Origin of the sequence: Flavobacterium pokkalii, from assembly GCF_014596575.1 — a bacterium.
GTDB classification, from domain to species: domain Bacteria; phylum Bacteroidota; class Bacteroidia; order Flavobacteriales; family Flavobacteriaceae; genus Flavobacterium; species Flavobacterium pokkalii.
In genome coordinates, this window is sequence record NZ_NASZ01000013.1 from 1 (window position 1) to 20,530 (window position 20,530).

Consider the following 20,530-nt stretch of genomic DNA (forward strand, 5'->3'; position numbering starts at 1 on the left):
ATAAAGCTGAATTTAAAAGGAATGAGCCCGATACAATATCGAGCTCATTATTATCAAAATTAATTATAAATTTGTCTAAACTTTTGGGGGCAGTCTAAATTTACAATTGGTCCTTTTTTATTTTTTTTCTTAAAAATTAAATATCTTTAATTTTCTTAACTGCGGCTTTAATTCCGCGGATTAATGACGAACTAAATCCGTGTGATTCCATTTCGCTTAGTCCGGTAATCGTACATCCCTGGGGCGTTGTTACACGGTCAATTAACTGTTCCGGATGGATTTGTTCTTCCATCACCATTTCGGCAGCTCCTTTAACGGTTTGTGCGGAGATTGCCAAAGCCGTTTTCCAGTCAAACCCAATTTCGATTCCTGCCTGCATTGAAGCTCTGATGTAGCGCAAAGCAAAAGCAGTTCCGCTGGCAGCTAAAACCGTTGCAGCATCCATTAATTTTTCATCAATAACCGGTGCAGTTCCTAATTCCTGAAAAATAGTTACTAATTTCTGACCTTCAGCAGCGTGTTTTTCATTGAAAGTAATACAGGTTGCTGATGCGGCATACTGTGCGGCAATATTTGGCATGATACGAATAGCCTGATGGTCTTCGCCAATTTTTTTCTGTAAAGTTTCCGTGGAAAGTCCCGTTACAGCCGAAGCGATAGTTTTATTGGAAATTACAGGTAAAATTTCAGCTAAAACGGTATCTACCTGATACGGTTTGATAGTTAAAATAATAACATCCGCTTCCTGAATATTGTGTTTGTTATCTGAAGAAACGGTAACGCCTAATTTTTCCAAATAAAGAATGTTGGCGGTATTTCTTCTGGTAACTGTAATTTGGTGTTCGCTGGCATTTTTAGCCATTCCCAGAGCGATGGCAGCACCTAAGTTACCACCTCCGATGATATGTACTTTCATTAAATAATTTGTTTAAATTCCTAAAATCATTTTGGCTACTGCAAAATAAAGGATAATCCCGAAAATGTCATTGGCAGTAGTTATAAAGGGTCCTGTTGCAATAGCAGGATCAATTTTGTTTTTGTGTAGAAAAAGCGGAACTAATGTTCCTAAGGTAGCAGCAAATAAAATTACTACCAACATCGAAATGGAAATCGCCAGACCAACTAAATATTGTTGGTACATAGCCGAATGATAACCTAGCAAAAGCAGGGAAATAATCGTTCCCGAAATCATCGCTACCGAGACTTCTTTGCTAAAATACACACGGCTAAATTCTTTCAGCGAACCATTGGCCAATCCCTGAACTACGATTGCCGATGCCTGAACTCCAATGTTTCCGGCGGTTGCCGAAAGTAGCGGTACAAAAATAATTAAGGTTTCGTACTGTCTGAAAGCATCTTCGTTTCCTTTTAAGACTATCGAAGCAATCAATTCGATGACCATTCCGATAAGAAGCCAAGGCAAACGCGCTTTGGTTAATTCTAAAACGCTGTCATTAGTCTCTACGTCCTGCGTAATACCCGCTGCTAACTGGTAATCTTTCTCAGCTTCCTCTTTAATCACGTCTACGATGTCATCGATGGTAATACGTCCTACGAGACGACCTAATTCGTCTACAACCGGAATGGCCTCTAAGTCGTATTTTTGCATGATACGGGCTACTTCCACATCTTTATCGTCAACTTTTACCCAGTTTAATTTTCGGATATAAACATCACTAATGTGGGTTTTAGTTGAAGTAGTTAATAAGTCTTTTAGTGAAAGTCGGCCTTTTAAGCGGTTTTCATCATCTACCACATAAATCGAATGTACTCTGGAAACATTTTCGGCCTGAATGCGCATTTCTTTCACGCAGGTCAAAACATTCCAGTTTTCGTTTACTTTTACCAACTCTTTTCCCATCAAACCTCCGGCCGTATTCTCGTCGTAACGCAACAAGTCCACAATGTCCTTGGCGTGTTCCACGTCCTGAAGTTCCGAGATTACCTCGGCTTTGATGTCCTGAGAAAGTTCGGCGATAATATCGGCCGCATCATTAGTGTCCAGCTCGTCCAGCTCTTCGGCAATTTCCTTTGGAGAAAGACGGCTTAATATATTTTCACGCAAATCATCTTCCAGTTCCAGAAGAATTTCTGCGGTTTGTTCGCTGTCTAATACTTTAAAAATATAGGTAGCTTCGTCAAAATCAAGTTCGTCCAAAACCTCGGCTATATCAGCATGGTGCATGTCATTCAGCAAGGATTCCAGTTCCTTGTCACGATTGTTTGCAATGTGCTGTTTTAGTTCGAGAATTAAGTCTTTACTGATTTTAAATTCCATCGGCTTCTATTTTTTGAGTAAGTTCGATAAATTGTGCAACATCCAATTGCTCCGGACGGAGGTCAAAGATACTATCTTCTCTTAAATTATCCGATAAATTCAGCGTTTTTAAACTGTTACGTAAAGTTTTGCGGCGTTGTTGAAAAGCCGTTTTAACTACCGTAAAGAATAATTTTTCGCCACAAGGCAAACTAAAATTTTCTTTTCTGCGCATGCGCATTACTCCAGATTTTACTTTTGGCGGCGGATTAAAAACATGTTCGCTAACGGTAAATAGATATTCGGTATCATAAAATGCCTGAGCTAAAACGGATAAAATTCCGTAAGTTTTGCTTCCTTTTTTCTCGCAAATACGTTCGGCAACTTCTTTTTGAAACATGCCTGAGAATTCCGGAATTTGTTCCTTCAAATCCAAGACTCTGAAAACGATTTGGCTCGAAATATTATAGGGGAAGTTACCAATAATAGCAAATTGTTTGTTTTCAAAAACCTCGTTGATATTGTATTTCAGGAAATCTTTAGAAATGATTTTTCCGTGTAATTTTGGATAATGGGCATTTAAATAGTCTACCGATTCGGTGTCAATTTCAATTACATAGGTGTTAATAGGTTTGTCTAATACATATTTAGTCAAAACACCCATTCCCGGACCTATTTCCAGTACATCATCATATCCTTGTAAACTCAAAGTATCGGCAATGTCTTTTGCTATACTTTCGTCTTTTAAGAAATGTTGTCCGAGGTGTTTTTTGGCTTTTACTTTATCCATGTTTGTTGCTTTTTTATACGAAAACAGAAAGAAACTGCTTTCTGAATACTAGATTAGTGTTCTGAAATTAGCTGTAGTTCGGTCTTGAAAGTGAGCATTTTTTCGCCAAAAAGTTTTTGTCCTTCTGCTTGAAAAACAGCCTCATTCTCCTGATAGAATTTTTCTAAAGTAGCCAGACTGTCGGTAGTAAACTGAGCCGAATAAGTAACTCCGCCCATTTCTTCTTCAACTAAAACACGAACCAGTTTGGCATTAGTAAATTTTCCCGTTGCCAGCATTTCCGGAATGTGTTTGTGTTGCATCCAAATCATCCATTGGTCGTGAACGCTTTCGTGTATATTAGTTGTTACGTTGTAAATTATCATTCTCTATTGTTTAATCGTTGATTTGTTTAACCGCTTAATCGAATCAACGATTAACCGATTAAACTTTTATAAGTTTTTATCGCCTCTTAATTCCCGGAATTTTTTTCTGGCTTCTACAAAATAAATGCTGTCCTGATGATTAAAAATAATCTTTTCGTACAGTGATTTGGCTTTTCCGGCGTCGTTTAATTTTTTATTGTAAATCTCCGCCGAAAAAAACAAAGCTTCGTCTATGTAAATTCCGTCACTGTGATTTTCTATAATTGCCTGATATTGGCTTAAAGCCAAATTAAATTCTCCGGTTTTTTCGTAAACTTTCCCCAATCGTAACTGGGTTACTGCTTCGATTTGCTTCGCCTGTTCGGGCATAGCCCTCGAGTCCTGATTTTTAAATGTTTTTAAAATCAACTGAAATTGTGTGATAGCTTCGGTATTTCGGTTTTGATATAACAAATAATCGCCTTTGGCAAAGGCTTTTAAAGCCGTTTGTGTCGAATCGGCAACGGTGTTGTCATTGATCAATAAAAAATATTCCAGCGCATCATTGGCTATCAACTGCGTGTTAGCCGATTTTAATTCTTTAAATTGCTTTAAAGCCCAGTCAAAATCTCCTTTGAAATAACTCGTTTTGGCCGCTTTTAAACTGGCTTCGTGCGCTACGGCATCATTCTTTAAATCCATTTCTATTTGCGAATAATACAACAACGCCTGATTGAATTTTTCTTCGAAAAGGAAAATATCAGCCAGTTCCATTTTGGCTTTTGCCACTTCGTAGCTGTTCAATTGCAAATCCAAAGCTCTTTTTACAATTTCTTTTCCCTGCTCCGGTTTTTTTAAATGAAAAGTCACAAAATGCGCCTGAATCAGCTGCAAAGATAAGGTAAAAGGAGATATTTCAAATTCTTTCAGCAAAGCTTCTATTTCGCCGTTGATAGCGGCGTAATCTTTGTCGGTGGCTTTGTCGATTTTGATTTGTATCAAATAGGTGTGCGCCTGAACCAGTAGTCCTAAATCTTTAGTGTTTTCAAGGATGAAATTCAGAATTTCTCCGGCCACTTCCTGATTTTCTTCTTCAATAGCCAAATTAGCTAAGTTTAAAATGCCGGTCAGTGATTCCGGATTGCGCTTGTATATGGCTTTTTCCTGAATGAATGCTTTTGAGAATTCTTTTTGTTGCACATAAAACCAACTTAAATAACGGTTCCAAAATAAATCCTGACTTTTTTGCACTTTTAGAATCAAGGCTTTTCGCAAAGCATCGCTAAAGGAATTGTCGGCTTCATCGGTCATGAAACGCGATAATTGATTTTGAATTATAATCGAGTTATGAGGATTCGTATAAGCTTCGTCCAAAAAAGTACTAATCATTTTGTCGAAATTGCCCAGTTGTCCGTAAATCAGCCCTTGTTGGTAATTAAAGTTAAAATTGGGTTGTATTTCAGTGGCCGTTTGATAGGCTTTTAAGGCAAATTCTAATTGAACTTTTCGTTCAAAAGAATTGGCAATTCCGTATACTTCATTCGGGTTTTTGCGAATGCGTTCTATGGCTTGTTCGTAAAAATTCTTTGCTTTAATGTCGTTTTTTTGCAATTGGTAATTATAGCCTAATTCGACTAAAAGACTACCCTGATTGTATTTAGTCAATCGGGCTTGAATGGCTTTTTCAGCCAGATCAAATTGTTGTAATTGCTGGTAACAATCAATGGTTCTCAGGAAATATTGGGTGTTTTGGGGAATGTTTTCTAGCAATTCCTCATAGCTGATTTTAGCTTTTTCAAAATCGCCTTTGTCGTAGTAATACTCCGCTAATTGTTCGTTTTGACCAACCGCAAACAGCGAGAATAACAAAGTGATATAAAGAAAGAGCTTTTTCATAACCGAGTAATGGTTTGAAATTAAAATATTAAGATTTCTCTTTTTTAAACCATTAAGAAATTAAGGTTATTAAGCTTAATGTTTCTTAATTTCTTAATGGTTTATTAAGGTTAATTCTGGTTCAACAGAATTAATTGATAATATCAAAACCACAGTAAGGGCGTAAAACCTCTGGGATTACGATTCCTTCCGGAGTTTGGTAGTTTTCTATAATTCCTGCTAAAACTCTAGGCAAAGCCAAAGAACTTCCGTTTAGGGTGTGAGCCAATTGATTTTTACCTTCTTTGTCTTTGAAACGCAATTTCAAACGATTCGCTTGAAAAGTTTCAAAGTTAGAAACCGAAGAAATTTCTAACCAGCGGTCTTGTGCGGTTGAAAATACTTCGAAATCATAGGTCAATGCTGAGGTGAATCCCATATCACCACCGCAAAGGCGCAAAATTCTATATGGTAATTTCAATTCATCTAAAATTCCTTTTACGTGTTCTACCATGCCGTCTAAAGCCTCATAAGATTTTTCAGGATGCTCGATGCGTACAATTTCAACTTTGTCAAATTGATGTAAACGGTTTAGTCCTCTTACGTGCGCTCCGTAAGAACCAGCCTCACGACGGAAACAAGGTGTGTAAGCCGTAGTTAAAACAGGTAAGTCATTTTCGCTTAAAATAACATCTCTGAACAAGTTGGTTACCGGAACTTCAGCCGTTGGGATTAAATATAAATTATCCACGGTTGCATGGTACATTTGTCCTTCTTTGTCAGGTAATTGTCCTGTTCCATATCCTGAAGCTTCGTTTACCAAGTGTGGTACCTGAACCTCATTATAACCTGCAGCTGTATTTTTGTCTAAGAAATAATTGATTAACGCACGTTGTAAACGCGCTCCTTTTCCTTTGTAAACCGGGAAACCAGCACCTGTAATTTTATTTCCTAATTCAAAATCAATGATGTCGTATTTTTTTACCAATTCCCAGTGCGGTTGCGCGTCATCGTGCAAAACAGGGATTTCACCTGCCTGAAAAACATTCAGGTTGTCATCGGCTGATTTTCCTTCTGGAACAATATCTGCCGGAAGGTTTGGTAAAGTATATAGTTTTTCAGTAAGCTCGGCAGCAATAGCATCGGCAGTTTCGGCCAGTTGTTTGCTTTTTTCTTTGTTGCTAACTGTTTTTTCTTTCAAGATGGTGGCTTTGGCTTTTTCGCCGGCTTTCATTAATTCGCCTATGTCCTTGGATAATTTATTAGATTCAGCTAAGATGTTGTCTAATTCTACTTGCGTAGCACGACGACGCTCATCAAGTTCGACCACTTCTTCCACAATGGTTTTGGCATCCAAATTTCTTTTGGCCAAAGCCTGGATTACTTTTTCCTGATTCTCTCTAATAAATGCAATTTGTAACATAGTTGGATTTTTATAACTATAAATTTTCTAATAACGGAAGCAAATTTAAGGAAATGTTTATTAGTAACACGACAAAGTTTGGATTGTAGGCTAACAAATGTGTAAAAAAGAGTTGAAGTCTTTACAATGTTGCCATTGATACTAAGAATGTGGAATCAGAGCGGGCTGTTTTGTTTTTTGAAAAACTACAATTTATGGCTGTCTGGAATGCTGAAAATAAAAGTACTTCCTTTGCCGGGATGGCTTTTAACCCAAATTTGACCGCCGTGTTTTTCGACAAAATCTTTGCAAAGCATCAATCCCAGTCCGGTTCCGGTTTCGTTATTGGTTCCCGAAGTGGTTTGTCTGTGGTTGATGTTAAAAAGCGTTTTGATTTTTTCCGGGGCAATCCCAATGCCGTTGTCCTGTACTGAAAATACAAACTGACGGTTTTCTTTTTGCATCGAAAGACTCACTTCTCCATTGTTTGGGGTGAATTTAATAGCATTGGAAATTAAATTTCTAAAGACTGTTTCGAGCATGTTTTTATCGGCAAAAAGATACTGGTCGGTATCAATTGCAGTATTTAAGGTGATATTTTTATTCTTAGCAATATTGGCTAATAAATTGATACTTTTGTTAGTAATGGTTTTTATTTCCAGGTTTTTAGGATTGAATTCCAGATTTCCGGTTTGCGATTGCGACCAGGTTAGCAGATTGTCTAGTAACGAAAAAGTATTTTTGGATGATTGATGAATGAGTTCAATAAATTCGTTGGTTTCTTCCTGGTTTAATTGATTGTCTTTTTCTAATAATAGTTCGGACAATCCTATAATTCCGTTAAAAGGGCCTCTTAAATCGTGGGCAATGATGGAAAAGAAAGTGTTTTTGTCGTCCAGTAATTTTTTGATTTGATTTTCCTTTTTTTCCTGTAACAAAAGCAAATAACCCACTCCGCTTATCGTCATCATCAGAAATATAATTAAAAAGATGATTTTTTGTGTGTAATCTGTTGAATATAGACTGGTAGAAGTTTTAAATAAAGGATAAAAGATTCTGAAAATAAGTGTTACCAATAAGATAATATAGTTAAAACCAAGAATTCTTCTGAATGTACTGCCATTGGATTCCAATAAAAAAAGTGTTGTGGGAACAATAAGCAGTAAAAATATATTAACCGATGCTAAAGAAACACGGATATTGGCAGGAGCTTTCATAGCAACAGCAATATAAAAGCTTAAAAGTGTTGTAACAAAAAGAATAAATTGGTTTTGAAATGATTTTTTAGATTGGTTTTTTACAATCATTAGCATGGCTACTGATTCTAAATAATAGCCAGAAAAAACCAAAGTATTAGTAACGATAAACTTTATTGGGTTGTAGGAAACAGTATCCACTCGCAAAAAAAAGGCTAGCCAGGCAAATGCTAGTAAAATCTTAGAACAACCAAAAACCAGTAATTGATTATGCGATTGTTTACTCATGAAGGTAAACCGAAAAGTAAAAACAAGAATAGCTAATATGAAATTTCCCCAAAACAAAATTCCCATTGTATTGCGAATGTCTAATACAAATAATTTCGAAAATTGGTAAAATAGCTCCATAAATTAATTCTAGTGCTTTTTAGTATAAAGTTATACAAGTTATACCTACAAAAATAAATTTATTTTGGGAGTAAACTAAAAAACAAGTAACTAATTTTGAGTAAATTGCTTTAAATAGTTTTAGCTTCTTTTGATTTCGCGTTCCAAATAATCTTCCAAAAGTTCAAAAATAGCTTCTACCGGAAGGATTTGAGTGTCTGGATGGTTTTTTAAGAAATTAGCGTTCAATGTCACAAGGTTTTCATCACCTAAAACTTCCGGATTAAAAGCAGTTCCGGTGTTTAGAGCATCTCTTAAAGGATTTACACCTTCTAATTTTCCTTTCAGGAATTTGGCCAATTTGACACTACTCATTAAACGCAATTTTTTACTTTGTTCTTGGAAAAGTTCCAGGTGTTTTTCAGCTCCAATAATTTGGAGACCTTCTTCAATAAGCTCGTTTAATTCCTTATTCCATCCGGAATTGTACACAAACTGAGCAAAATTGCCCTGAATACATAAAGAATGATAATAATCCAGATAGTAACTCATTAAGGCATCTTCGTGAATGTTTTCATCGTCGATTTTTTCTTCGCGCATCAGGTTGACAATCGAAATGTTGGAATTGATAATGTCTTGAGGATTTTCGCTGTTAGCCGCGTTTTCTGAGATTAAAATACTTCCAAATTCCATGAGTTTGTTTTAAGAATGGACTGCAAATTTCGGTTTTTTTGCCACAGATTACACGGATTGCTACTGATTTTTTTGAAGCTGCTATTTTGTTTAACCGCAAATTTATTCAACAGCAGAAGAATTGTTGTTGTCCTTTTGCTGATTCATTTTAGTTACTATAGCTTTCAAACGAATGGCTCTTGCTGCTTTCTCTTCCTGCAATTTAGTTTTTTTTCGATTGAGCAATTTGGTGTGTAAAGCTTTGTTTTTACCGTCTTTTTCAGGTCCTTTGGGCATGGTTTAATATTTGAAATTAAAGAAAAGGTTTTTGAATTTATATTAATGTAATCCGTTGGGTGAAATTAGTTTTTGATGGTGATTTTTCGTCAGTTCAAGTGATTTTCGGTAGAAAATCGTATCGAGAACAAGAAAAATTGCATTAAAAACTGTTCTCGATACATTTTTTGTTTCGTTTCACTACACAAAAAACACTCGAACAGACGTTTTTAATAATTTCACCCAACGGGTTAATGTAATAATATTGAATCATGTAATTTCGTCAAATGGAGGAATGTTTACAAAACGGTCAAAACTTACTCCAACCCCAAATTTTTTAATTTCTATTAGAGGTAATTTATTAAACTCAGCAGAAATTAATTTTGCTTTTTCGGGTCTTAAAACTTTTAAATTCGAAATTTCATTTTCAAAAGGCTCAAAATATTTTTCAAATTTATTCATTATAGCTTGATATAATATTATTCCGCTCTCTTCTTTAGTTTTAAAAAAAGATTTTATTGTCTTTTTTATTATTACTAAATCAACAGGAGGTAGAATGATTGGAATGTGTTCGGGCCATACACAACCAGTATAAAGTTTTCCATCTGTATTGCCCTTTATCATAAAATAACTAGGAATAAAAATATCCTCAATTAAGTTATTTTGAAGTTTTTCTCTATTACTCAAATATCTCCATATAAAGTTTGATTTATCCAATGGATAATATTCAAAATTCATTTCTTCATAATGCTCTCTAATTACTTGCTCATTATGATTAATCCATTGGTTTTTTAAATAATTGGGTTCGAATTTTTCAGGAAAATCTGTGTTTTTGTCATCTTGTGGATTAAGTACCCATAAATTATTTTCTTCAAGAATTTTTTCAAGTATTGGAAAAGTTTCCATGCCAAAAAAATTGGCTCTGAAAAAATTTATTCCAAAGTTGAAATTTAGATTTATAAAGTCATCAAATTTGTCGAAAAGTTGAATATCTGCTTCCTCGGTGTTTGGTTCGTTCCAATCAAACCAAAAGCATACACCTGTTTCTGGATTTTCATAAATCCATTGATGAGGATTATCACTAATGTTGTGTTTTAGATTTTTGGTTAAATATTCTGAAAATAAGTCTTCTGTTAAGCCACTATTTTTGTGCTTGTATAAATATAAATCGTAACTCATTGCTTTAATAAATCTAAAAGAAACTTAATAATGTTTTTAAAATTAAGAAAATAATCTAATAAATGAGATTACTTTTACTTTTGAATATCAAATATTGTGAAAAACTCAAATCCCTAGCCCTGATCGCAGCAACATCCTTTTCTTGCTTTCTTTAAGCAAGAAAAGATAAAGCGAAGAGCAGGAAAATGCTCCAAATAAAATCCGTACGATTTTCAATTGGATTCCTTATTTTTGCGCTCTATAAAATTGAATTATGCTACAAAATCCAGAAAGATATACGATTACGGCTGCTTTGCCATATACAAACGGACCTATTCATATTGGGCATTTGGCGGGTGTTTATGTTCCTGCGGACATTTATTCGCGTTATTTGCGTTTGCAGGGAAGAGATGTTTTGTTTGTTTGCGGAAGCGACGAACACGGGGTTGCCATTTCTATGAAAGCCAAAAAAGAAGGCATTACTCCGCAGGAAGTAATTGACAAATACGATGGAATTATCCGTAAATCTTTTTCTGATTTTGGAATTGCATTTGATAATTATTCCAGAACTTCCTTGCCTGTTCACCATGAAACGGCTTCGGATTTCTTTAAGAAATTATATGACAATGGTGATTTTATCGAAGAGGTAACCGAACAATTGTATGATGCCAAAGCGAATCAGTTTTTGGCTGACCGTTTTGTGACAGGAACTTGTCCTAAATGTGGTAACGAAGAAGCCTATGGCGACCAATGTGAAAAATGTGGTTCGACTTTGAACGCTACCGATTTGATTAACCCAAAATCGACTATTACTGGTGAAACACCTGTGTCGAAATCAACAAAACACTGGTTTTTGCCTTTAGACAGATATGATGCTTTCTTGAGAGAATGGATTTTGGAAGGACATAAAAACGACTGGAAACCAAATGTTTACGGACAAGTAAAATCTTGGATTGATGGCGGTTTGGAGCCTCGTGCGGTAACCCGTGACTTGGATTGGGGAATTGATGTTCCGGTTGAAGGTGCTGAAGGGAAAAAATTATATGTGTGGTTTGATGCGCCTATTGGTTATATTTCTTCTACCAAAGAATGGGCAGCCAGAGAAGGAAAAGATTGGGAGCCGTATTGGAAAAATGAAAACACCAAGTTGGTTCACTTTATTGGGAAAGACAATATTGTTTTTCACTGCGTAATTTTTCCAGCGATGTTGAAAGCGGAGGGAAGTTTTATTTTACCCGACAATGTTCCGGCTAATGAGTTCCTGAATTTAGAAGGAAACAAATTATCGACTTCTAAAAACTGGGCGGTTTGGTTACACGAATATTTGGAAGAATTCCCAGATCAACAGGATGTGTTGCGTTATGCCTTAACTTCTAATGCACCGGAGACAAAAGACAATGATTTTACCTGGAAAGATTTCCAAGCCAGAAATAACAATGAATTGGTCGCAATTTTTGGTAATTTCATCAACCGTGTGGTGGTGTTGACCAATAAATATTACAATGGAATTGTTCCTGCACCTAACGAATTTACTGAAGTAGACGAGCAAACTTTAGCCGAACTACAGGCGTATCCGGAGGTGATTTCAAGTTCACTGGAAAGATATCGTTTCCGTGAAGCTTTGGGCGAAATGATGAATGCAGCTCGTTTAGGAAATAAATATTTAGCTGATGAAGAGCCTTGGAAAGTGATTAAAGACAATCCGGAGCGTGTGCAAACGCAAATGTATGTGGCTTTACAAATCGCTGCTGCTTTGAGCTCGCTTTGTGAGCCTTTCTTACCGTTTACTGCGACTAAATTGAAACGGATTTTGAATGTCACATCGAGCGCAGTCGAGATGAGTTGGAAGTCAATTTCTGAATCAACTGATTTATTAGCAGCAGGACACCAAATTGGGCAAGCAGAATTATTATTTGCTAAAATTGAAGACGAAGCCATTCAAAAACAAATAGATAAATTGGAAGCTACAAAAACAGCCAATCAGGCAGAAAATAAAAAGGCGGAGCCTCAAAAAGATTTGATTCAATATGAGGATTTTGCAAAAATGGATCTTCGTGTTGGAACCATTATTGAAGCCGAAAAAATGCCAAAAGCGAATAAGTTATTGGTCTTGAAAGTAGATACCGGAATTGATGTTCGTACAATTGTTTCGGGAATCGCCGAGAGTTTCAAGCCCGAAGATATTGTTGGAAAAAGAGTTACTGTTCTAGTTAATTTGGCTCCAAGAGCTTTACGTGGTGTAGAAAGTCAGGGAATGATTTTGATGACTAATAATGCTGAAGGCAAACTGGTTTTTGTTAATCCGGATGCTGAAGGTGTGATGAACGGCGAGACTATTAATTAATTGAATACCGCAAATTCGCAAATTTTATTTTAAAGTTTTAAAAGGTAATTTGCGAATTTGCGGTTAAAAATAACTTCAAAGCTTTTGCTTTTATAAACAGATAAGCTACTTTTTAAGCAAAATTATTTTCTTTAGACAATGAAAATTAACAAACCTCAATTTGCTTTATTTGCTGGTATTGTCTGTATTTCCATTTTTCCAATTTTGGTGCGACTGCATTTAACCGGTGGGCTGATTTCGGCGTTTTATCGTATGTTTATTGCGGCTCTTTTATTGTTACCGTATGTTTTTCTTTCAAAGAAATTCCGATTGCCTTCAACCGAATTATTGTTACTTTCCTGTGTTTGCGGAATTATTTTCGCCACCGACATAGCCATTTGGAACATCGCCATTCAAAAATCGAGTGCCACTCAGGCGACTTTGTTGGCGAATCTCTCTCCGGTTTGGGTAGGAATTGGTTCTTTCTTTTTTTTGAAAAATAAGTCTGGGGTCAATTTTTGGCTAGGAACGGCTGTTGCGCTTTTGGGAATGATTGTTTTGGTAGGGTTTGAAACTTTTAGTGAACTCAATTTTGATTTAGCTTTTGTATTGGCTTTGCTGTCAGGAATGTTATATGCAACTTATATTTTGATAAGTAAAAATATATTGGAAAAAGCAGATGTACTTTCCTTTTTGAGTATTGTTTTAATATCGTCCAGTATATTTTTGGCTATTGTTTGTGGCTTTTCCAGAGAAAATTTTGCTGGTTTTTCTAATACCGCCTGGTTAGTTTTATTTGTTCAGGGAGCCGTTTGTCAATTAATGGCCTGGTTGCTGATAAGTTATGCTACACAACATTTACGAGCTACCCGTGTTTCGCTGAGTTTGTTAGGACAGGCAGTGCTGGCCACTTTTCTGGCTTGGTTTTTTTTAGGAGAAACTATGAGTTGGGATAGGATTTTGGGTGCTGTTTTTTTACTTTTAGGTATCCGAATTACTTTTTACAATAAATCTGTTTTGATAAAATCATAAAATTATGTCTTTTAAAGTTATAGCTTTTGATGCCGATGATACGCTGTTTGTAAATGAAACTTATTTTCTGGAAACTGAAGAGAAGTTTTGTGAATTAATGAGTGATTATCTGTCGCATCAGGGGCTTTCTCAGGAACTTTTCCGAATTGAAATTGCCAATTTGAAAATTTACGGATACGGAATCAAAGCCTATATTCTTTCAATGATTGAGGCCGCGATGACGATTTCGGATAATACGATTCCTGTGAGTGTAATTGAAAAAATTATTCAGTACGGTAAAGAATTATTAGAAAAACCTATTGTGCTTTTGGATGGAGTGGAAGAAACTTTGGAAGCTTTATACGGTAAGTACAAACTGGTTGTGGCGACTAAAGGTGATTTGTTAGATCAAAGAAGAAAACTGCATAATTCCGGTTTAGGGAAATATTTTCATCATATTGAAGTGATGTCCGACAAGCAGGAGCAGGATTATCTGGATTTGATAAAGCGTTTGGAAATTAAACCTGCTGAATTTTATATGATTGGGAATTCTTTAAAATCGGATGTTTTGCCGGTTTTAAATATTGGCGGTCATGCGGCTCACGTTCCGTTTCATACTACATGGGCTCACGAGAAAATTGACCATGAAATCAAACATGAAAATTTTAGTGCTTTTGAAAATATAAAGGAGGTTTTGAAAATTATTTCTTAATCAGGTTGCTTTAGGTGATTTTTGTTCTTTATCAAATGAGTTACAATTTGGTTTATGGAGAATTGCTTTATTTTCTTTAACTTTACTCAAAGTCTAATTTTAAAAATACTGAATATATGTTATCAAAAAATATAGAAACTGCCTTAAATAATCAAATTCGAATTGAAGCCGAATCTTCTCAAACCTATTTGTCAATGGCTTGCTGGGCTGAAGTGCATGGATTGGAAGGGATTTCACAATTTATGTATGCACAGTCCGATGAAGAACGTGCTCATATGCTTAAATTGATTAAATATGTAAACGAGCGTGGCGGACATGCTCAGGTTACCGATTTGAAAGCGCCAAAAACGACTTATACCACTTTTAAAGAAATGTTTGAAGCTTTGTACGAACATGAAGTTTTTGTGTCGAATTCGATTAACGAATTGGTGCATATTACGTTTTCTGAAAAAGATTATGCAACGCACAACTTCCTGCAATGGTACGTTTCGGAACAAATTGAAGAAGAAGCTACCGCAAAAACCATTTTGGATAAAATCAACCTGATTGGGGATGACAAAGGAGGTTTGTATTTATTTGATCGCGATATTCAGCAAATCTCGGTAACGAGTTCGGTTGCAATCAATCCGAAATAAAAAAGTTAAAGTTTATTTAGAATATATAAAAATAATATTTTTTGATTTATATTTGCTTCAGTTTTAAACTGCTAGCAAGATGGGCAAAAAAGAAAAGGAAAAAGACAAGAAAAAGAAGAAGAAAGACAAAAAGAAAAAAGAAGCTCTTGTTGTTATTAAGAAGGTAGAAAATTGTAAATCTTCCTGTTGTGAAAAGTTCAAAAAATCGGAAAGTAAGCGTTGTAAACGTTGCCCAATGTACGATTTGATTCAAAAAGTAGCCTAATGTCCAGTCCTGAAAAAGTGATACAGGATTAATAAAAAATATTAAAACCCATCTCGTTTTAAAAATGAGATGGGTTTTCTGTTTTATCTAAATCCTTACTTAACCGCAAAGAACACAAAGTTTTTCGCAAAGTCCGCAAAGTTTTTAAAAGAAACCATTAAGACATTAAGTTTATTTAAGAACTCTTTCTTTTGTTTTTGCTTTGCGTAAAAAAATGCATCCTTTGCTGTTAATTTTAAAATTAAAAACCGCAAATTCAAATCGAAAAATCTGTTAATCTGCGGTAAATAATTCAGTGAGCTTTGCGTAAAAACTTAGCGAACTTAGCGGTTAAAAATCCATTTAACTCATGGTTTTCCTAGCAAAAGTAAATCAGAAACCACCACTTCCGTTACATAGCGTTTTTCACCGTTTTTGTCTTCATAACTGCGATGCGTTAGTTTGCCTTCAATGGCAATTTCTCTGCCTTTGGTTACATATTTTTCAATGATTTCAGCGGTTTTTCCCCAGGCTACTAAACGATGCCATTGTGTTTCTTCCACTTTTTCTCCTTTGTCATTTTTGTAAACTTCATTGGTGGCTAAGGTAAAATTGACTAATTTTTTTCCTCCTTCAAAATTTTTAATTTCTGGTTCATTTCCTAAATGACCGATCAACTGTACTTTGTTTCTTAATGCATTCATGGCGTGTAAAATTTAATTGTTAATATTTTTTTATTGCTATTGTCATTGAAATTGGCAATGTTGTTTCTTTTCGACAGTACAAAGTTGCATCGGTTGTCAGGCTTTATTCGGTTATTAGCTACTTACTTTCGGTTGTAAATATTTGTAAACGTTTGTAAACGGATATTTTTTTGTATCTTGCAGTAAATCAAGATATTTTATGAAATCAGAAATTAATAAAGTCGAGTTACGCAATCTGAAAATTCAGGATTATAAAGATTTAAAAGCGTCAATGATTGAATCCTATCCTGAAATGGTTGACGATTATTGGAGAGAATCGGATATTAAAAAATTACTCAAAATATTCCCCGAAGGACAATTGGTTATTTTAGTAGATGATATTGTGGTGGGAGCTGCTTTATCACTTATTGTGCCGGAAGATTTGGTAGATCAAAACCATGATTATGCTAAAATTACCGGAGATTATACTTTTTCGACCCATACTTCAAAGGGGGAAGTCTTGTACGGAATTGATGTTTTTGTGGTGCCAAAATACCGCGGTTTGCGTTTAGGACGCCGATTGTATGATGCCCGAAAAGAAATTTGCGAACAGCTGAATTTAAAATCCATCGTTTTTGCAGGACGAATTCCAAACTACGGGAAATATGCTAACGAGCTGACGCCAAAAGCTTATATTGATAAAGTAAAACGCAAAGAAATTCACGATCCGGTGTTGTCGTTTCAATTGAGTAATGAGTTTCATGTGATGCGCGTGATGCGCAATTATTTGGAAGGTGACCGAAAATCCAAGCAATTTGCGGTTCTCTTAGAATGGAATAACATTTATTATGATGAAAGTCCACAGATTATTAATACGACTAAAAGTGTTATCCGATTAGGATTGATACAATGGCAAATGCGTTCGCTGAACAATTTGGAAGCATTGTTTGAACAAGCCGAGTTTTTCATCGATGCCGTTTCGGGTTACGGAAGCGATTTTGCTGTTTTTCCGGAATTGTTTATTGCGCCGTTAATGGCCGATTATAATCATTTGTCCGAGGCTGATGCTATAAGAGAATTAGCTAAATATTCGGAACCTATTCGAAAAAGATTTCAGGAATTGGCCATTTCGTATAACATAAATATTATCACAGGAAGCATGCCTACTTTGGTTGACGGAGTGCTTTACAACAGTGGTTTTTTATGCAGAAGAGATGGAACCTACGAAACCTATACCAAAATTCATATTACACCAAATGAAGTATTTCATTGGGGGATAACAGGAGGAAATTCCATTCAAACCTTTGATACCGATTGTGGAAAAATTGGAGTTATCATTTGTTACGATGTCGAATTTCCGGAACTTTCCCGATTAATGGCCGATGAAGGGATGAATATTTTGTTTGTTCCTTTCCTGACCGATACGCAAAATGCCTTCACCAGAGTGAAACATTGTGCGCAGGCCAGAGCCATAGAAAATGAATGTTATGTGGCTATTGCCGGCTGCGTAGGGAATTTACCAAAAGTAAATAATATGGATATTCAATTTGCGCAATCGGCTGTGTTTACCCCGTCTGATTTTGCCTTTCCAAGTAATGGAATTAAGGCCGAAACAACTCCGAATACCGAAATGACCTTAATTGTGGATGTCGATTTAGATTTACTCAAAGAATTACATGAACACGGAAGTGTTAACATAATGAAGGACCGTCGTCATGATTTGTACCGAATCAAAAAACTAAAAAGTTAGTTATGAAAAACTGTTTAGAATGTGGTGAAAAAATTATAGGTCGCGAAGACAAAAAGTTTTGCAGCGATGGTTGTCGCAATGCCTATAATAACAAGATGAATAAAGACAGCAATAATATTATGCGTAACATTAATAATAAATTGCGCAAAAATTATCGCATTCTCAGCGAACTGAACACGGACGGAAAATCAAAAACAAGTCGGACCAAATTATTAAGTAAAGGTTTCGATTTTGATTTTTTTACCAACATTTTAAAAACAAAAACAGGAAATACATACTATTTTCTGTATGATCAGGGTTATATGTTATTAGAAAATGATATGTATATCCTTGTCAAAAAAGACAACTAAAAAAATCCCAATCTGCTTAAAATGAAAAAAGATCTCTCATCCATAGTTTATGTGCTGTTTTTTTCGGCCGTTCTCGCTTTCGTTTATCTCAGCATCATGCCACGATGGACCGTTAATGATACGAAGCCACTTGCTGAGTTTTCGACCAAAAGAGCTTTGGTACACATAAAAAAAATCAGTCAGCAGCCACATTATGTGGGCTCCAATTATCACAATCAGGTGGCTAATTATTTACGATACGAATTGACTAAATTAGGTCTCGAAGTCAGTTATCAGGATGGTTATACTTTGACAGAATGGGGAAATCTAACCAAGTCACATAATGTTATTGCCAGATTAAAGGGAAGTGAAAATGGAAAAGCTTTGTTATTGCTTTCCCATTATGACAGTGCACCGCATTCGGCTTCCAAAGGAACCAGTGATGATGCCACCGGAGTAGCTACTATTTTAGAAAGTGTGCGCGCTTTTTTGTATGCCAAAACCCCTCATAAAAACGATATTATCATTCTGTTTTCCGATGCAGAAGAATTAGGTTTGAACGGAGCGGCTCTTTTTGTAACCCAGCATCAATGGGCTAAAGAAGTAGGATTGGCGCTGAATTTTGAAGCCCGGGGAACTTCCGGACCTAGTTATATGCTGATGGAAACCACAGATGGAAATGCGGCGATGGTGAAACATTTTGCGGAAGCGAATCCGAATTTTACAGTATCTAATTCTTTGATGTACAGTATTTACAAAATGCTGCCTAATGATACCGATTTGACGGCTTTCAGAGAACAGGGCGGAATTCCCGGTTTTAATTTTGCGTTTATTGACGGACATTATAATTATCATACGGCGCAGGATGATGTGCAACATTTAGATATCAATTCCTTAGTGCATCAGGGTTCTTATTTGATGCCTTTATTGCATTATTTTTCGAATGCCAATTTGGATAGTCTGAATACAGCCGATGACGATGTTTATTTTTCCATTCCCTTTGGTTTTATCAATTACCCTTTCAGTTGGGTGATTCCAATGTTGTTGATTGCTTTTGTGTTGTTTTTGTTTTTTATCTTTTTAGGAATTGCCAAAAGAATTTTGACTGTCCCAAAAATGCTTTCGGGTTTTGTTCCGTTTTTGGGTTCATTATTTGCTTCCGGTTTGATTACCTTTTTAGGTTGGAAATTAGTGTTGCAAATTTATCCGCAATACCAGGATTTACTTAATGGTTTTACTTATAACGGACATGATTACATTGCGGCTTTTGTGTTGTTAAGTCTGGCGGTTTGCTTTGTATTTTATCGCTTTTTTGCTCCAAATAAAATCAGCGCCAATGATTTTGTAGCGCCATTATTGGTGTGGTTACTTTTAAATTTCGGAATTGCCTTTGGCTTAAAAGGCGCTGGTTTTTTAATTATTCCGGTTTATTTCGGAATTTTTACATTCGGATTTTATATTCTTACCCAAAAATACAGTCCGATACTTAACCTGATTTTTTGTATCCCGGCTTTGTTAATTATTGCTCCTTTTATCGAAATGTTTCCAGTTGGATTGGGATTGAAAATTCTGTACGGAAGTGCCATACTTACGGTGCTTTGTTTTGGCTTGCTGTTGCCGGTTTTTGGGAATTTTGTTCAAAAAGGAAGCTGGTCGGTTTTGTTTCTTTTAGTTGCGATTGGATTTTTTATCAAAGCAAATTCCGAATCGGATTATGAAAAAGGAAAAGCCAAATCGAATAGTTTGGTTTATCTGTTTGACGCCGATGCTAATGCTGCACAATGGCTGACGTATGATAAAAATTTAGATGTTTGGACAAAAAACTATTTGGGTGAAAATCCGCAAAAACCCAAGGGGCTTGAAGCGATTCCACTTTTTAGTAAATACGATTCCGGATTTACCTTTGCTGCCAAAGCGCCTTTGAAGAATATTCCGCAACCTGCAATTGATTTTTTAACCGATAGCATTGCCGATAATCAACGTTATTTGAAGATTCGAATTTCCCCCAATCGGAAAGTGAATCGCTATGATATTTTTGCCAATGAGAAAATGGATTTGTACAATATCAAAGCGAATGGGGTTTCTCATTTAGAACAAAAAGGAAAAATTTACGAAAGAGAAGGAAAGCGGTTGTTGAGTTATTATGTGGTGAACAATGATCCTTTGGTTTTAGAGTTTAATATCAATGCGGCAACCGTTATGGATATGACTTTGTTGGAAAGTTCCTTTGATTTGTTGCAAAATCCAATGTTTCACCTTCGCAAAAGAGCCGATTGGATGATGCCAACACCTTTTGTATTGAACGATGCCATAGCGATTAAAAAAACAATCCGTCCGAGTCCGAGAGTGGTTCGGGATACGGTTCCGGTTGTAGTTCCTAAAGCCAGATTTGTGAAACCTCTTAAAGTGGAAGCAACGCCCGACTTCGAAAGTGCCGTTGTAAAAGATAGGGTTAAATGATATGGTTAAATGATATGGTTTGGAAT

The 20,530-nt window shown here is 35.8% G+C and carries 19 protein-coding genes; 8 read left to right on the plus strand and 11 right to left on the minus strand.

Features of this window, described 5'->3' with window-relative positions:
• Positions 1-136 precede the first annotated feature (136 nt).
• The 10 genes from proC to B6A10_RS09390 all read right to left on the minus strand — a co-directional run bounded on the left by proC (position 137) and on the right by B6A10_RS09390 (position 10,378).
• Positions 137-916, minus strand: a complete 780-nt coding sequence (gene proC, locus B6A10_RS09345; protein WP_026714317.1) for a pyrroline-5-carboxylate reductase — start codon at positions 914-916, stop codon at positions 137-139.
• Between the two features lie 12 nt (positions 917-928).
• Positions 929-2,278: a magnesium transporter gene (gene mgtE / locus B6A10_RS09350; RefSeq protein WP_055094962.1), complete on the minus strand. Its 1,350-nt coding sequence runs from the start codon at positions 2,276-2,278 to the stop codon at positions 929-931.
• Positions 2,268-3,047 carry a 16S rRNA (adenine(1518)-N(6)/adenine(1519)-N(6))-dimethyltransferase RsmA gene (rsmA, locus tag B6A10_RS09355; RefSeq protein ID WP_188220672.1) on the minus strand — a complete coding sequence of 260 codons (780 nt, stop codon included), beginning with the start codon at positions 3,045-3,047 and terminating at the stop codon, positions 2,268-2,270. Before rsmA ends, mgtE begins: the two co-directional genes overlap by 11 nt.
• 53 nt (positions 3,048-3,100) lie before the next feature.
• Positions 3,101-3,412, minus strand: a complete 312-nt coding sequence (locus B6A10_RS09360) for a DUF4286 family protein (RefSeq protein ID WP_055094966.1) — start codon at positions 3,410-3,412, stop codon at positions 3,101-3,103.
• Between the two features lie 66 nt (positions 3,413-3,478).
• The gene (locus tag B6A10_RS09365; protein WP_188220673.1) at positions 3,479-5,287 is read right to left on the minus strand and encodes a tetratricopeptide repeat protein; all 1,809 of its coding nucleotides are present in this window, start codon (positions 5,285-5,287) and stop codon (positions 3,479-3,481) included.
• Positions 5,288-5,417: 130 nt separating this feature from the next.
• Positions 5,418-6,689, minus strand: coding sequence for a serine--tRNA ligase (gene serS, locus B6A10_RS09370; protein ID WP_188220674.1), 1,272 nt, complete (start codon positions 6,687-6,689; stop codon positions 5,418-5,420).
• A 185-nt stretch (positions 6,690-6,874) separates the two neighbouring features.
• Positions 6,875-8,272 carry a sensor histidine kinase gene (locus B6A10_RS09375; protein WP_188220675.1) on the minus strand — a complete coding sequence of 466 codons (1,398 nt, stop codon included), beginning with the start codon at positions 8,270-8,272 and terminating at the stop codon, positions 6,875-6,877.
• A 120-nt stretch (positions 8,273-8,392) separates the two neighbouring features.
• Positions 8,393-8,944 (minus strand): DMP19 family protein, encoded by a 552-nt coding sequence (locus B6A10_RS09380; RefSeq protein ID WP_188220676.1) that lies wholly within the window; start codon positions 8,942-8,944, stop codon positions 8,393-8,395.
• A 102-nt stretch (positions 8,945-9,046) separates the two neighbouring features.
• On the minus strand, positions 9,047-9,220 hold the full coding sequence (locus B6A10_RS09385) for a hypothetical protein (RefSeq protein WP_188220677.1): 174 nt from the start codon (positions 9,218-9,220) through the stop codon (positions 9,047-9,049).
• Between the two features lie 249 nt (positions 9,221-9,469).
• Positions 9,470-10,378 (minus strand): hypothetical protein, encoded by a 909-nt coding sequence (locus B6A10_RS09390; RefSeq protein ID WP_188220678.1) that lies wholly within the window; start codon positions 10,376-10,378, stop codon positions 9,470-9,472.
• A 253-nt stretch (positions 10,379-10,631) separates the two neighbouring features.
• Between B6A10_RS09390 and metG the strand changes: the two genes are divergently transcribed.
• The 5 genes from metG to B6A10_RS09415 all read left to right on the plus strand — a co-directional run bounded on the left by metG (position 10,632) and on the right by B6A10_RS09415 (position 15,303).
• Complete coding sequence (gene metG, locus B6A10_RS09395) at positions 10,632-12,701, plus strand: methionine--tRNA ligase (protein WP_188220679.1); 2,070 nt, start codon at positions 10,632-10,634, stop codon at positions 12,699-12,701.
• Positions 12,702-12,839: 138 nt separating this feature from the next.
• Complete coding sequence (locus B6A10_RS09400) at positions 12,840-13,712, plus strand: DMT family transporter (protein ID WP_188220680.1); 873 nt, start codon at positions 12,840-12,842, stop codon at positions 13,710-13,712.
• 4 nt (positions 13,713-13,716) lie between these two features.
• Entirely contained in the window at positions 13,717-14,403 is a 687-nt protein-coding gene (locus tag B6A10_RS09405; RefSeq protein ID WP_188220681.1) for an HAD family hydrolase, read from the plus strand.
• A 116-nt stretch (positions 14,404-14,519) separates the two neighbouring features.
• Positions 14,520-15,038 (plus strand): ferritin, encoded by a 519-nt coding sequence (locus B6A10_RS09410; RefSeq protein WP_188220682.1) that lies wholly within the window; start codon positions 14,520-14,522, stop codon positions 15,036-15,038.
• A 79-nt stretch (positions 15,039-15,117) separates the two neighbouring features.
• Positions 15,118-15,303, plus strand: a complete 186-nt coding sequence (locus B6A10_RS09415; RefSeq protein ID WP_188220683.1) for a hypothetical protein — start codon at positions 15,118-15,120, stop codon at positions 15,301-15,303.
• A 347-nt stretch (positions 15,304-15,650) separates the two neighbouring features.
• On the opposite strand, the gene B6A10_RS09420 is transcribed toward B6A10_RS09415, so the two are convergent.
• Positions 15,651-15,986: a single-stranded DNA-binding protein gene (locus B6A10_RS09420; protein WP_188220684.1), complete on the minus strand. Its 336-nt coding sequence runs from the start codon at positions 15,984-15,986 to the stop codon at positions 15,651-15,653.
• Positions 15,987-16,185: 199 nt separating this feature from the next.
• Here B6A10_RS09420 and B6A10_RS09425 point away from each other — a divergent pair, with 199 nt between their 5' ends.
• The 3 genes from B6A10_RS09425 to B6A10_RS09435 are packed head-to-tail and all read left to right on the plus strand — an operon-like array spanning position 16,186 to position 20,504.
• Positions 16,186-17,715 (plus strand): carbon-nitrogen hydrolase family protein, encoded by a 1,530-nt coding sequence (locus tag B6A10_RS09425; protein ID WP_026714332.1) that lies wholly within the window; start codon positions 16,186-16,188, stop codon positions 17,713-17,715.
• Between the two features lie 2 nt (positions 17,716-17,717).
• The gene (locus B6A10_RS09430) at positions 17,718-18,065 is read left to right on the plus strand and encodes a hypothetical protein (protein WP_055094990.1); all 348 of its coding nucleotides are present in this window, start codon (positions 17,718-17,720) and stop codon (positions 18,063-18,065) included.
• Positions 18,066-18,086: 21 nt separating this feature from the next.
• Positions 18,087-20,504: a M28 family peptidase gene (locus B6A10_RS09435; RefSeq protein ID WP_188220685.1), complete on the plus strand. Its 2,418-nt coding sequence runs from the start codon at positions 18,087-18,089 to the stop codon at positions 20,502-20,504.
• The last annotated feature ends 26 nt before the right edge of the window (positions 20,505-20,530 follow it).

Excerpts from the sequence above, each read along its gene's own strand:
- B6A10_RS09430 (WP_055094990.1), top strand. The coding sequence starts at position 17,718 with ATGAAAAACTGTTTAGAATGTGGTGAAAAAATTATAGGTCGCGAAGAC.
- B6A10_RS09365 (WP_188220673.1), bottom strand. The coding sequence starts at position 5,287 with ATGAAAAAGCTCTTTCTTTATATCACTTTGTTATTCTCGCTGTTTGCG.
- B6A10_RS09380 (WP_188220676.1), bottom strand. The coding sequence starts at position 8,944 with ATGGAATTTGGAAGTATTTTAATCTCAGAAAACGCGGCTAACAGCGAA.
- B6A10_RS09400 (WP_188220680.1), top strand. The coding sequence starts at position 12,840 with ATGAAAATTAACAAACCTCAATTTGCTTTATTTGCTGGTATTGTCTGT.
- serS (WP_188220674.1), bottom strand. The coding sequence starts at position 6,689 with ATGTTACAAATTGCATTTATTAGAGAGAATCAGGAAAAAGTAATCCAG.
- rsmA (WP_188220672.1), bottom strand. The coding sequence starts at position 3,047 with ATGGATAAAGTAAAAGCCAAAAAACACCTCGGACAACATTTCTTAAAA.
- mgtE (WP_055094962.1), bottom strand. The coding sequence starts at position 2,278 with ATGGAATTTAAAATCAGTAAAGACTTAATTCTCGAACTAAAACAGCAC.
- B6A10_RS09360 (WP_055094966.1), bottom strand. The coding sequence starts at position 3,412 with ATGATAATTTACAACGTAACAACTAATATACACGAAAGCGTTCACGAC.
- B6A10_RS09435 (WP_188220685.1), top strand. The coding sequence starts at position 18,087 with ATGAAAAAAGATCTCTCATCCATAGTTTATGTGCTGTTTTTTTCGGCC.
- B6A10_RS09425 (WP_026714332.1), top strand. The coding sequence starts at position 16,186 with ATGAAATCAGAAATTAATAAAGTCGAGTTACGCAATCTGAAAATTCAG.
- B6A10_RS09405 (WP_188220681.1), top strand. The coding sequence starts at position 13,717 with ATGTCTTTTAAAGTTATAGCTTTTGATGCCGATGATACGCTGTTTGTA.
- B6A10_RS09415 (WP_188220683.1), top strand. The coding sequence starts at position 15,118 with ATGGGCAAAAAAGAAAAGGAAAAAGACAAGAAAAAGAAGAAGAAAGAC.
- B6A10_RS09375 (WP_188220675.1), bottom strand. The coding sequence starts at position 8,272 with ATGGAGCTATTTTACCAATTTTCGAAATTATTTGTATTAGACATTCGC.
- B6A10_RS09410 (WP_188220682.1), top strand. The coding sequence starts at position 14,520 with ATGTTATCAAAAAATATAGAAACTGCCTTAAATAATCAAATTCGAATT.
- B6A10_RS09420 (WP_188220684.1), bottom strand. The coding sequence starts at position 15,986 with ATGAATGCATTAAGAAACAAAGTACAGTTGATCGGTCATTTAGGAAAT.
- B6A10_RS09385 (WP_188220677.1), bottom strand. The coding sequence starts at position 9,220 with ATGCCCAAAGGACCTGAAAAAGACGGTAAAAACAAAGCTTTACACACC.
- B6A10_RS09390 (WP_188220678.1), bottom strand. The coding sequence starts at position 10,378 with ATGAGTTACGATTTATATTTATACAAGCACAAAAATAGTGGCTTAACA.
- metG (WP_188220679.1), top strand. The coding sequence starts at position 10,632 with ATGCTACAAAATCCAGAAAGATATACGATTACGGCTGCTTTGCCATAT.
- proC (WP_026714317.1), bottom strand. The coding sequence starts at position 916 with ATGAAAGTACATATCATCGGAGGTGGTAACTTAGGTGCTGCCATCGCT.